At 50.6% G+C, this 12,948-nt stretch carries 8 protein-coding genes; 2 read left to right on the top strand and 6 right to left on the bottom strand.

Features of this window, described 5'->3' with window-relative positions:
* Window positions 1-12: 12 nt before the first annotated feature.
* Entirely contained in the window at window positions 13-1,695 is a 1,683-nt protein-coding gene (locus HW115_RS17950; RefSeq protein WP_178934669.1) for a ribulokinase, read from the top strand.
* A 3-nt stretch (window positions 1,696-1,698) separates the two neighbouring features.
* Window positions 1,699-2,397 carry an L-ribulose-5-phosphate 4-epimerase AraD gene (gene araD, locus HW115_RS17945; protein WP_178934667.1) on the top strand — a complete coding sequence of 233 codons (699 nt, stop codon included), beginning with the start codon at window positions 1,699-1,701 and terminating at the stop codon, window positions 2,395-2,397.
* Between the two features lie 70 nt (window positions 2,398-2,467).
* Here araD and HW115_RS17940 read toward each other — a convergent pair whose 3' ends face one another.
* From HW115_RS17940 to HW115_RS17915, 6 genes are all read right to left on the bottom strand, one after another.
* Window positions 2,468-2,677 carry a hypothetical protein gene (locus HW115_RS17940; RefSeq protein WP_227021647.1) on the bottom strand — a complete coding sequence of 70 codons (210 nt, stop codon included), beginning with the start codon at window positions 2,675-2,677 and terminating at the stop codon, window positions 2,468-2,470.
* Window positions 2,678-3,311: 634 nt separating this feature from the next.
* Window positions 3,312-6,002 (bottom strand): GH92 family glycosyl hydrolase, encoded by a 2,691-nt coding sequence (locus tag HW115_RS17935; RefSeq protein ID WP_178934656.1) that lies wholly within the window; start codon window positions 6,000-6,002, stop codon window positions 3,312-3,314.
* Entirely contained in the window at window positions 5,999-6,937 is a 939-nt protein-coding gene (locus HW115_RS17930) for an ROK family protein (protein ID WP_178934654.1), read from the bottom strand. The genes HW115_RS17935 and HW115_RS17930 overlap by 4 nt, the downstream gene beginning before the upstream one ends.
* 1 nt (window position 6,938) lies before the next feature.
* The gene (locus HW115_RS17925; RefSeq protein ID WP_227021646.1) at window positions 6,939-8,702 is read right to left on the bottom strand and encodes a class I mannose-6-phosphate isomerase; all 1,764 of its coding nucleotides are present in this window, start codon (window positions 8,700-8,702) and stop codon (window positions 6,939-6,941) included.
* A 16-nt stretch (window positions 8,703-8,718) separates the two neighbouring features.
* Window positions 8,719-11,112 (bottom strand): glycoside hydrolase family 38 N-terminal domain-containing protein, encoded by a 2,394-nt coding sequence (locus tag HW115_RS17920; RefSeq protein ID WP_178934652.1) that lies wholly within the window; start codon window positions 11,110-11,112, stop codon window positions 8,719-8,721.
* Window positions 11,113-11,121: 9 nt separating this feature from the next.
* On the bottom strand, window positions 11,122-12,933 hold the full coding sequence (locus HW115_RS17915) for a sodium:solute symporter family transporter (RefSeq protein ID WP_178934650.1): 1,812 nt from the start codon (window positions 12,931-12,933) through the stop codon (window positions 11,122-11,124).
* Window positions 12,934-12,948: the final 15 nt, after the last annotated feature.

Here is a 12,948-nt window from a genome sequence, read left to right as displayed (position 1 = left end):
GACTTTCGACGCATGGCTCAATACGCAATAGGACTCGATTACGGAACCAACTCATGCCGCTCACTGATCGTCGATCTTGCCGATGGCTGTGAGTTAGGATCCGCGGTGTTCCCCTACCCGACTGGACAGCAAGGCATTTTAACCGACACGGCAAACCCGCACGTCGCACGCCAGCATCCTCAGGACTACCTGAATGGTTGTGAAACAATTATCAGGGAAGCCATCGCTCAAGCAACCTCTGCAAGTCCCGATTTTAACACCCATGACATTATCGGTATCGGCGTGGATACAACCGGATCCACAGTCATCCCGGTCGACGCATCAGGGACCCCTATCGCCTTTCAAGACAGATTCAAACATAACCTCAATGCGCATGTCTGGCTTTGGAAAGACCATACAGCGCACGCGGAGGCGGAACAAATCACAGCCTTGGCAAAACAATGCCGCCCGGAATACCTCGCCAAATGTGGTGGCACCTACTCCTCCGAATGGTGGTGGTCAAAAATCCTTCACCTTCAAACAATCGATCCCGAAGTCTTCGAGGCCGCTCACTCCTTTGTTGAACATTGTGACTGGTTGCCGGCGGTCCTTGCAGGTGATACCACACCGGAAACACTAAAGCGTTCGATTTGTGCCGCAGGGCATAAGGCGATGTACAACGAAGATTGGGGAGGTCTGCCCGACAAAGAATTTCTGGCTCAGCTCTCCCCCTCACTGGCAAACCTGAGAGACCGCCTTTATCATTGCGCCTATGCCTCAGACACTGCCGCGGGTTACCTGTGCTCGGAATGGTCAACTCGACTAGGTCTCCCGGAAGGCATTGCCATTTCTGTCGGTGCCTTTGATTGTCACATGGGAGCCGTCGGCGCTGGCGTTAAACAAAAGACCTTGGTCAAAGTCCTTGGAACATCTACCTGTGATATCACCGTAGCCCCAACTGACCTACCGGATATCCCGGGACTTTGCGGGCAAGTTCAATCATCCGTTATTCCCGGCACCATGGGAATCGAAGCCGGTCAATCCGCCGTGGGAGATATTTTTCTCTGGTTCGTAAACCAATTGGTTCCCGAAAAATATGGATCCACCATGGATGAAAAATTTGCTGCGATGGAAGCTCGTATAGCTCATCTTGGCGCGGGAGCATCCGGATTGTTAGCTCTCGACTGGAATAATGGCAACCGCTCTGTTTTAACCGATGTCCGCCTCTCTGGCTTAGTGCTCGGACAAACGCTACATACCGAAGCTCACGAAATTTATCAGGCCTACATCGAAGCCACAGCCTTCGGTGCCCTCACCATCATCAAGCGGATGGAAGATCATGGGCTGTCCATCGACGAAGTGGTTACGACAGGCGGGCTTCCGCTGAAAAATGCCACCCTGATGCAAATCTACGCAAATGTGCTAGGTCGACCAATGAAGGTATCCATGAGTGAACAGACCTGTGCTCTGGGTGCCGCCATTTTTGGGGCACTGGCATCTGGTCATTCAGAAATCAAGGAGCTACAATCCAATATAGTCACTTACCACGACACCGTTTATCATCCTGATCCTGAAAACCACGCCATTTATCAGAAGCTCTACGCCCTCTATCAAACCATGCATGACGCTTTTGGTGACTCCCAGTGGCAAGGCTCACTCGCCCATGTGATGAAAGAACTCATATCCATCAGGGAAACACAACGCAAACACAACTAATTGATGAACCTTGATCTAAAACAGCAAGTTGTTAAAGCCAATCGTGCGCTTGTCTCATCCGGACTCGTATCGCTCACATGGGGCAATGTAAGCGCCATCGACCGCGAATCGGGACTCATTGCGATCAAACCCAGTGGTATCGATTACGCCGATCTCAACACCGAGCAACTTGTCATTCTGAACCTGGACGGGCAAGTCGTTGAGGGCGACTTACGCCCCTCGTCCGATACCAAAACCCATCTGGAACTCTACCGCAACTTTACATCCATCGGAGCTGTCGTTCATACCCACAGCCCGTGCGCCACGGCATTTTCCCAAGCCGGTATCCCCCTGCCCTGTTTAGGAACCACTCATGCAGACCACTTCTACGGAGAAGTCCCAGTCGCCAGAGCCTTAACCGAAACTGAAGTTAAAAACGACTACGAACACGCCACGGGCGTAAGCATTGTTGAGCGCTTTCGTGAGCTGAATCTTGTGCCGATGGAAGTTCCAGCCGTTTTGCTTCAACACCATGCTCCATTCACCTGGGGCCAAACACCGTTAAAGGCACTGGAAAACAGCATCGCTCTCGAAATGTGCGCCAAGATGGCTCTGATGACCTGGCAACTCAATCCGCAGTCCGGTCCCATCCCAGAACATATCCTCGAAATGCACTACTCCCGCAAACACGGTGCCAATGCCTACTACGGGCAACAGGATTAATACCAGATAGCAACAGATGGGATGATTGCCTAGAATTCCACCACTAAAATGCGAACCCGTTAATGGCTGTTCATCGATCATCACCGCTGTGCCACCCCCCCATACCAAAAACAACCATCATCAAATCACCCACACCACGACCGGCACCATAAACCCACTCACCAAGCAGAGCACTCTGCTCATCATTGTCCATACGCAGCGGCAAACCCGTGCGCTCCCGTGACCATTCACAAAAATTAAAATCCACGGCATCGTCGTATTTGCCGTTCGTCGAGAGCACCTTCATTGCACGGCCCTTTCGACGGCCTCACGAGCTTTGGTCGCATTAGGTCAGGTTAGCCTTTGGGCCTTGGTTTGAATCGAAGCAGACGATGCAGAGGTCGTTACGATGAACAAATATGCAGGGCAATTATACCACTCCGCAAAACAGACGAGACGATTGATCGCTGTTGAGGTATTTGAAAAAGCACTGCGTGATCCATGAGAGTTCCGGATGAATGACTCCTTTGGGTGTGTTCTTGAATGTTAATTCCAGTTAGCCTAGATCTGCGATGGTTGCCCCCCCGGCCACTTTTGGAGTGTGCGATCTCTGCGCCTTGGGGGTCGTGTTGACTCCTTGCAATGTAGAAATAATGTTAGAATGTTCACCCTTGGAGATTTCTGGGTTCTTCACCTTTTTAAGATCGACTATTTATAACTCTTGCTCGTTATACCAAGTAGCAAAACAGACGGGACGATTGCCGAGATAAATTTCTGTTTTGGCAAGGCGCGACGATGGAATGGTGCGGGCACCATGACTGAGGAGAAACGCAGCCAGAACAGAAATTTATCCGGAACTCTGGTAGACCACGAAGTGCATTTCCTCACAGCTTTAAAACTTTCAATCGTCTCATCTGTTTTGCGGAGTGGTATTACTACTCGTTGGGAGCACCTCCCCACGCCTTATTGGGCTCAGCTCCAAGCCAAAGTTCCAACGTTCCACCTTTGGCAAAATCTTTGTGATAAAACCAACAGGTATCCAACGGCTTACCATTGAGTTTGGCTTTCTGAATATAGGTGCTTTCTAACGAATTATTATAAGCTTTCACCGTAAAAGTTTTGCCGGAATAATACCTAGGATCAAGTTTGATTGTAATTTCATCGAATTCCGGTGCCGTGATCTCATAGATAGGTTCTTTGGAGGAAGTCCCACGCAAACTGAACAAACCAAGTTTCATGAGAGCGCTAACGCCTCCCATCTGCCCCTGATCCTCGTCGTGACCACCATAACCGACATTCGGATTGACCCCGCCGTAGGCCTGACGGCTAACGCGACGAACCCAGTATTGGCTCAACCATGGGTGTCCTACGTAATTAAAGACATGCGCATTGGAGCATCCCGGCTGATTGGCATAGCTCACTTTACCCTTTCCGTAGGTATAGACAAAGTCGGAAGCTACTTCGGATTCAAAGGCTTGATTGAGTATGTCGGCTAATATCTCGTTTCCACCCATCAGCGTGCTCAACCCCTTGATGTCATGAGAGACACCAAAGGTTCCCTGCCAGTTATTGGCTTCGACCCACCTGCCATTCAGTAATTTTTGCTTGGGGTCATAGAACGTCTTCCAGTGATTGATCACGGGCTCAAAGGCGATGACATCACCACCGTGTCCCATTTCCTGCGCCATTTGCGCCAGCGCCCAATATTCGAATGCATCTTGAACAGAACGTCCGGCATGCTTGCTGATGCGGGCGGGATGATTCCGCATCATGGTTTCGTAGGCATCCTTTTCATCGATTTTGTTCAGTAACCCTTTCTGCCAGGTGGCTGTGATAAGGCTCGTTGCAGGTCGCCCCCCCATAATTCCGGTATAACCGCCTGCACTGGGGCCATTAGGCAGACGCCCACCCACTTTCGCATACTGAACCATTGAAGCTGAAAACTCATCAAGCATTTCCGGCCACCCCAGCCCCCAGAGCGTATTGAGATTCCACATGGTTAGCCACAGTGCGTCGGAGTTATACATGTGAAACTTCGGTTTACCTTCTTTATCCTTTGGTAAGGTCTGGATAACCAAGGGAACGACTTTATCTTTTCCTGCCTTACCCATGTAGGAGGGATAATCACCGCTATGATCATCAATTTTATGACGACCTAACAAAACATGCCAAAGGTCGGTATAAAACTTCACCCGTGTCTTTTCCTCGCCGCCCTTGACCGAAATCTTTCCCAGCCATTGATTCCACTCATTGCGTGAGTCTTTTCTTACTCGGTCAAAGTCCCAGTGAGGGCACTCGGAAGCTAAGTTACGGCGGGCGTTTTCAATACTGGTATAGGATATGCCAATTTTCACCTGAACCTCGTCATTGGCGGCTACATCGTAGGCTAGCGAGACGCCCGCCTGTTCTTCAGGCAAGTTCTTAAAAAGGTATTTTCGTTTATCCTGACTTAGCCGCCCTGACGGGATGGGGTTCGTAAATTCTTGAATGTTATTAAGCTTCTCGGCTGCCCCTTTCCAACCATCCATGCGCTGCACGGGTCGATCAAACTCCATCACGTAGAAGACATGAGACAACTCCGGCCCACCCCACAGGCGGTCGGTCATGCCATGAGAACCTTCGATACAGGTCGGGCTGACCAATTTGGCCTTACCATCAACGTAGCTGGCGGCTCCAACAAAACCACCCAACTGAAGTAGCAGCTTTGCCTTGGCTGCCTCCCGATATTTTAATCGATAAAAAGCAGTACGGTCAGTCGATGTGTATTCCACCTGTGTCTTATAGCGATCAAGGAAAAGCTTATGGTATCCAGGTTCGATAACCTCGGTGTCATGCGAAAAAGGTGATTTCCATTCCTTCTCGCCAAGGTTGGCGTTCACCTCACCAGTGATTGGCATGATGTTAATACCCGACATGATCCATGCGTGGATCTGCGCGAAACCTAGAATTTCGGTGCTGTTGTAGTTGTATCCGCCGCCGCCTTGGTTTTTGTTGCGGGTATAGGCCGATGCGCAAACCATACCGAACGGGCGACTTCCCGGAGTGCAGAAAAACCAGCGCCCGCGTCCGGTTTCAATCGTCGGATCAACGTACGACACAAAGTCGCTGAATTCTTTTTGTTTTAATAGCGGACGGGCATCCGGATCATAATAGACTTCCAGCTCAGAAAGGCCAATGTGCGAGCCAATGCCATCCACGACCGACAATGTAAGCCCTTTGACGGTGCGTGGTTCGAAAACGACGGTGATCGGAGAACCATCGTTAGGAACCGCAACGACATGCTCTTCAGAGCCATCGGAAAACTTGAGCACACAAGCAGCCATGTGCTCGTTCTGTGTAGGGCGGTCATAGAGCACGACCTTGTTGATTTTTTGAGGCGTTTTCCAGTTCAATTCCAGTTTCGGATATTGAATCCAGCCATACCACGCATTGGGGCTGTGACCGATCCACTCCCCGCTGCCAGATTGTTGTTTAATTCCATCAATGACAGCCATCGGGTGCTTGCCCTCCCCCTTGACAGTAGCTAGCGGTGCAAGGTTCTTCGTATTCTCTCCCTGGGCGTCCGCAGACCAGAGAGCCAATAACATAGAGGTCATTACATACAGTTGATTACTTTTCTTTTTCATTTGAGATAAAAGAGTGCCGCCGCACCGATGAGTCCAGAATCGTTAGGATGCTGAGCGGCGACAAGGTCAACCTGGTCCAGATCACCCCAGATGAACTTCGCCACCGTTTTGCGAAAGCTCGCCAGGACCAGCTCCGGAGAATTCATTAAACCTCCTCCAACGACAATCCGCTGCGGATCATACAGATGGATAAACGACACCAGCGCCTCGCCCCACATGCGGAAACAGTGCTCTTGCACAGCACAGGCACAAGCATCGCCGGATGCCGCATGTGCCAAGAGTTCCTGAAAGCCGATTGTATCCACATCAAGCCCCTGCATGCTGCTCTCAAGATACAGGGCATGACTGCGTATCAGTTCAGGAAGCACCCAGCCGGATGCTTCACTCTCAAGACAGCCCACGGCACCACAGGTACACTGTCGCCCTCCGGAATTCACCAAGATGTGACCGCCTAGAATTCCACCACTAAAATGCGAACCCGTTAATGGCTTACCATCGATAAGCACCGCTGTGCCAATCCCCGTGCCAAAAACAACCATCATCAAATCATCCACGCCACGACCGGCGCCATAACGCCACTCACCAAGCAGAGCTCCCCGGGCATCATTGTCCATACGCAGCGGCAAACCCGTGCGCTCCCGTGCCCATTCAGAAAAATGAAAATCCACGGCGTCGTCGTATTTGCCGTTCGTTGAGAGCACTTTCATCGCACGGTTATCAACCAGTCCCGTGCACAGGACACCAAGCCCCTCACAAGACTCCAGAGTAATCTGCAACTCCACACACATAATCCGCAGGTGTGCCACCACCTCATCGAGGTGCCTCTCAAGCGAGCCCCGTGCATCGGACGGGCATGTAGAACTGGCGACAACCTTGCCATCGTCAACCAATCCGTATTTCGTGCGGGTTCCCCCGAGATCGATTGCTGCAATCATATCAGGTTCTAACGTAGGCTTTCAAAGTGGCACACTCTTCACCGACTGACTCACCGTGAGGGCGGATCGTGTAGGCACCCACGGCTGCGGGCACGATAAAGGTCTCGGCATAGTGCACCACAAAAGGTTCAAACGCATCGGTCGGACTTTCGACAATGACTTCGCGTCCTTCGACTAAATTGAGAACGTTCACCCCACCTTGGGTATCATGGGGCACTGTATCTGTGAACCAATGACGCCGCGTTTCGATAAACTCAAGCTCGTGCAGTCCAGTGCGCTCCTCGCGCCAACCTTCACCACTGTCCAACGGCTCAACCTGGTTGACCAGATTTTCTTTGACCCACTGTTCATCTCGCTCCCAAACGATATTTTCCCCGCCGCGCTCGACATTAATCGGGCGTGGCAGCCCATCGAGACCAAGCCGCCCCCAATCCCACATTTTAAAAGTGAAAATATACGGTGTGGCTGATATTTCGAGCACCATACCGCCCCCACCGCCACAGTGCACCGTGCCAGCAGGAATGAGAAAATGGTCGTGTTTCTTGGCAGGCAAACAATTAACGTATGCGCTATCGTCAAAGTGTTTTTCACCGCGCTGAGCAGAGCGGAGATCTTCCATCATCGCCTCAGGATCGATGCCTGCCTTGGTGCCAAGATACATGGTGGCATCTTCAGCGGCATCGAGGTAATAGTAAGACTCATCCTGCGTGTAGTTCATCCCGAAGTGATGCTGAATATATTCAGCCAATGGGTGGACCTGGAAAGAGAGATTACCCCCTTCGATGGTATCAAGGAAATCAAAACGGATCGGAAACTCATCCCCAAAGCGTGCGTAAACCTTGTCACCCAGCAATGCCCTAGGTTCCTGAAAGACCACATCGATCGAGGGCAGCTCCATGAGCGTTTCTCCAAACTTCAACAGCAGTGAGTTTTCCTCCGGCACACAGTCAAAACCCCAGCCATAATTCTTAGCGCTTCGATCCATGTCGCAAGCCTCCTTAATCCACTGACCGCCCCAAGGGGCAGGATCAAAAAACGGCACCACGCGGAACGGCCGGCGTGTTGCTTCTTTCAAACCTTCTCGCACCGCTTCGCCATCTGCCATACGAGGCTCATCTGGCTGGTTGGTATCGAGCACGAAATCCCAGCGCGCCATCAGATCACGCTTCAATCGGTCGCAAACCCTCCAGTCCGTGAAATAGGCACGCTTATACTGTAAACTCCATTTTAAATCGTGATTGTCGATGCCGAGATTGGAGATCTCATCACGGCGCATACGCAACTGAGCCTCCCAACGGGCGAGATCAGCATAGACCAGAATGTCCCCTGGATGAATCAGGCTCGCGCCGCTGCCAAGCACAACAACCAGACAGCTCTCGGCCTGCTCGATTTCCTCTGCCAGCTGGTCAATCTTTCGCGGATCCATCAAGTCGCCCATTTGCAAATGGTTCATGCATCCAAAAACAGGGTCATCTCCACCATTCAAGGGTGCCACTTTGGCATCAATTTCTCCCTTGGAAAGAAACGCCTCTGCGCTGCGAACGATCTTTATCGCCCCCAACGATTGCATGGCCACCACAATCTCGTCCTCTAATACGCCAGTATAACATTCCACTGTCATCACCGTACGTATCGCTCTGCGGTCAGCGACAACGGTTTCCAGCTTCGCACAAACAGCTGCCCATCCTGACACGCAACGACCGGCCCCACTGGGAACTTCTACATACGGCTGTTTGTCATAATTCGATTTCATAGAATAATCCATCGTGCTCTTTCTCAATCTATCGTGGCTGGTCTGAACCAGCGCAACTCACCAATGGATGCACCTGAAGCGGGGAACTGACTTCCGAAGCCCAGTTTGGAAGTTTTTCCAATTCTTGAGCTTTAAAGCTTCGTAGCGAATACCGGAAACTCACCCGGCCCGGCTGTGAGGCTGGAAAATTGGTATTCCAATAGTTATTGATCGGCCAGGCTAACAGAAGCGGATTGGCTTCTCTGCAATTTTCTCGAATATCACGGCCAAAGTTAAAATCCCCAAACTGCACCATCGGAGCATCCGGAGTGAACAACGCTAACCCGTGCTGTTGGTCACAAATTGCAGCATAACGATCAGTCGTCACCCAACCACGCGAACTTCCTTCCAATTGATCCGCATCCAATTCTACACCTTGCCCCACAGTATCGAAGTATCCTTTCCAACCGGTATCAAGGCAAACAGGGAAAGCAAAATAAATCGACTCTGGAGTATGGCAATCCGATTTCACCATCTCTATCTCCAAATCAATCCGGGCTGTGTGACTATGCAAGGTGACCCGTTGTTCCAGCATCTCAGTCCCCCGTGCCTGTAAACATTGAACCAAAGTGACACTGCCACCCTGTTCTTCAACTCGATGCGACAGCACACGCTCCGGCGTTTCTCTGATCACCTTCCAGTCGGGACGCCAACATGAACGGAAATAGCGTTCGTCTTCAATATCCCGTTTATAATAGGCTTCATGACGATCATCAAACCGGGCATCGGGGCGTTCGTGAACAAACTCAAAAAATCCTAAGGTCGAATGATCTGCCAGCAGTTGCCACTGACTCAGTTTATCCATAACACTCAATAAACGACCGGTGCTGGAATGATACTCAATCCGATGAAACGGGCTCTCAATATAAGCCACAGCCTCACTACGGTCTTCATTGAGAATGGTTTCAGGACGAACATTTTCTTCTGGCTCATCCATCACACCATGACTCACTAAAGAGGATGGCTGATACGGACTCAAACCACTCAATGGCAAACGTTTCCATTCACCCGGTTCAAGATGGACCGGCCCCACATAGGAATCGTCAGATCCTTTGGCAAAGCGCGCCCGATAAGCAAAACGCTCACAGCGAAGTCGCTTGCGATCTTCATGCCATGATTGAGGAATAGTAATCGGCCCATCGAAAGCCTCCGATGATGGGTTATAGACAAGAACGCCTTCCATAGCTCCACGGCTTTGAAGCGGGTTTTTTGCTAAAGATTCCAAGGCATCAAAAAGTAAAAACGAAGCGCGTTCAATAGCCTCACTGGCGTGTCGCTGCTTGAGGATCAACTGAGATCGCACGTGCGCGCTCGGATTCATCACCGAGTGGTCCGACCCCCAGGTGTGTTCATTGTATCGCAAGAGATGCTCAACCGCCTCCTGTCTCATGGTGTCAAGATTCTGACACTCATAACCTTGCTGACGCAGACCATCGGCAAGAGCCAGGCTCTCTGTCGCCTGCTTATGAAGTGCAGTATCTGCGGCCGTCGAACCACAACCAAAATTCCAATAATCCGTCCAATCTCCCCGTTTCACTTCAAGCTCGTGAGATGGCAGAGCATTGAATCGATCCAAAACATCCGTTGGCGTTGCAAAACGAATGCGGGGTTGTCCTCCAGCGTCATTCCACTGTTGAATTTGTTGAGCTAGCTCTGGGTTAGGTGGCGAATTATCCCATGCTTCAGGTGGATTGGTTGCGGAAATCCAGACAAAGGGGTAATCATAGTTCTGAGTTTTTAAAAACTGCTGCAAATCCTCAATACCAGCCTTGAATGTTTCTGGGTTATTTTCATCCACCTTGGCAAACTGATCAAACATACTGTAGTGCAATCCGTTGAAGACCGTTAGTTTTCTCCCACTCGGAGATTCCCAATCAAAGATCCCCGGGCGCGGCATCGGAGCCCCTCCACAATGCGCGTTAATCCCCATAAAAAAGGCTTCCACTCCAGAATCCAGCAACAAATCCGCTACCGGCCATGGCATGCCATTGACGTCATGCTGCAATGCCGTTGTAGGAACCACACCTAACTTGTCTTTCAAAACCTGCAAAGGCTTCATCAGTTCAGGAAGTAACCCCTCCCCAAGCAATGGAGTCATCCCAAACGGAAGCGCACATACATCAATCCTACCACTGAGGTAATAATTTCGGAACCGATCAATTTGCTCGTCACTCGCCTGACTCAACCAGTCCAGTACCGGCCAAGTCACCTCACAAGTCCACTTCGGAGCTGAAATCTCAGGCCACCCATCCGAGCCGTCCAACAGGTCCAACGCCTGATCAATAAACTCAAGGTGCAGTTGTTCTACGATAGGTTGGCTATGCGTATAGCCTAAGTCGAGATGACTATGATGAATAACGAGTATTTCTTCGAGCTGTGACATAATAAATTCTTATTGTTCAGGTAATTTTTTCAACCAGGTGTGGTAAAGCGTGAAACTCATCACGGAAAACACCGCAAAACAAACCGCGGATTCTAAATACCATTTCCCCAGAAAATAGACGGGTGCCATATAAAGGCTATAAATAGCCACACAGCCGACAACGAGGTTCAACATCGCACGGCCAAATGGAATCGGCTCATTGACAGGCTGTCCAGAGGACATGGCGCGCAACCGGATTTCCTTCCACAAACCAAAGGGTCTGACTCGACAGTAAAAGGTATCGATGCATTCAGGTTCCACAGGCTTGGTCAATAAGGATGCCAAAACACAGGTAACTAGGGATATCGCCAAAATCCCGTAGGTAAACATGTCATCGGGGATGGATTGCACCATCGCATCCGCGCTGGCAAATTTTTTATACAACAGCATCAAGGCGGGGATCAACCCGGACACACTTCCTATCGCAAACCCCCAACCATTCATGCGCCCCCAATACCAACGCAAGGCCAAGGGGATCACATAACAGGCCAACAGCCCTCCTAACATCCATGTCCAAATGGCATTCAGCGAGCTGTTCTCAGCGAAAAAATACCCGCAAATCATACAGCCACCGACAAGGATGCCCGACGTCATATACGACACCACCATCGACTGCCCCTCATCACCATCACCCTTCGATGTTAAAGGCTGCCAGATATCACGCACCATCATCGAGGCCGTTGCATTCACTTCCGAACTAAACGTGCTCATAAAAGCGGCGGCCAAGGTGGCAATCACCAGCCCTTTGATCCCAGGAATCAATAGGCTGGATTTCACAAAAAGAGGGTAGACGCTATCTGGATCAAGCAAGGCCGAATCCCTAAACAAGGTTAATCCCAAATAGGCCAATCCGGCGATCACGATCCAGCGAGGAATAGCAAGAACCGACCATAGCCCAGCCTGCCAGGCGGCTTGTTTGGCATTCCGTGCCGCCAAATATCGCTGCTCACCATATCGACCACCGGCACCGCCAAAACAACCAATCAATCCAACCAGCGACCATGCCAAGGCTGCGCCACCAAAATCTTTCCAGCCATTGTAAACCTCAGACGACTCAAATGCCCCAAGCTGAGGAGTCGCGTCATAACGAAGCGACTTCCAATATTCTGTTGTTACCTCGGTAGCTCCTGAGCCACTGGCTACCGCTTGATGCACTTCATCAGCCGAGTAATGCATCATGCAGATCACTCCAATCATCACAGAAACAACCACCAGCAGGACATTCTGAATGAAGTCGGTAACAATAACTCCCCGGAACCCGCCGATCATGACATAGACCCCTGTCACACCGACAATCGTCAAGGCACTAGCATGCCCGGGAAACTCAAAAATTGTCGCGAATTTATGAATCACCACATAGGCCATACAGAGCTGGGCGATACTAAAAACCGTAATCATCAAGGCAAACCCGGTTCTTGCAGCCTTCGCCCCGGTTCCTTTTCCAAAACGCACCACATTCAACTCAGCCGCCGTCATCACACCGGTTCGGCGAATCCAGATCGCCGTAAACGACATCAACACAATCGATGACGGCATCCACCAAATCATCGTGGTCCACCACGATTTCATTCCAAGCACCATCAACATCGAAATCATCCAAACCGTCCCATCAACCGAGTAATTCGTCGATGATCCCGAACAAGCAAGCATCCACCATTTCTGCCGATTATCTCCTAAAAAATAAGATCTTAATCCGCTGGATGATTCCCGGGCAAACCACAAGCCGGCCCCTAAGGTCACCGCAAAATAGAGACCCAGAACCAAGAAATCAATGATTGTCATAACGAATGAGTGCGG

This window comes from Oceaniferula marina, assembly GCF_013391475.1.
GTDB classification, from domain to species: domain Bacteria; phylum Verrucomicrobiota; class Verrucomicrobiia; order Verrucomicrobiales; family Akkermansiaceae; genus Oceaniferula; species Oceaniferula marina.
The sequence above is the reverse complement of the archived record's forward strand: the minus strand, read 5'-3'. Positions and strand labels throughout refer to the sequence as shown.

What these genes read in the sequence shown, in the direction of transcription:
- HW115_RS17950 (WP_178934669.1), top strand. Translation starts at nt 13, where the DNA reads ATGGCTCAATACGCAATAGGACTCGATTACGGAACCAACTCATGCCGC.
- araD (WP_178934667.1), top strand. Translation starts at nt 1,699, where the DNA reads ATGAACCTTGATCTAAAACAGCAAGTTGTTAAAGCCAATCGTGCGCTT.
- HW115_RS17935 (WP_178934656.1), bottom strand. Translation starts at nt 6,002, where the DNA reads ATGAAAAAGAAAAGTAATCAACTGTATGTAATGACCTCTATGTTATTG.
- HW115_RS17930 (WP_178934654.1), bottom strand. Translation starts at nt 6,937, where the DNA reads ATGATTGCAGCAATCGATCTCGGGGGAACCCGCACGAAATACGGATTG.
- HW115_RS17925 (WP_227021646.1), bottom strand. Translation starts at nt 8,702, where the DNA reads ATGGATTATTCTATGAAATCGAATTATGACAAACAGCCGTATGTAGAA.
- HW115_RS17920 (WP_178934652.1), bottom strand. Translation starts at nt 11,112, where the DNA reads ATGTCACAGCTCGAAGAAATACTCGTTATTCATCATAGTCATCTCGAC.
- HW115_RS17915 (WP_178934650.1), bottom strand. Translation starts at nt 12,933, where the DNA reads ATGACAATCATTGATTTCTTGGTTCTGGGTCTCTATTTTGCGGTGACC.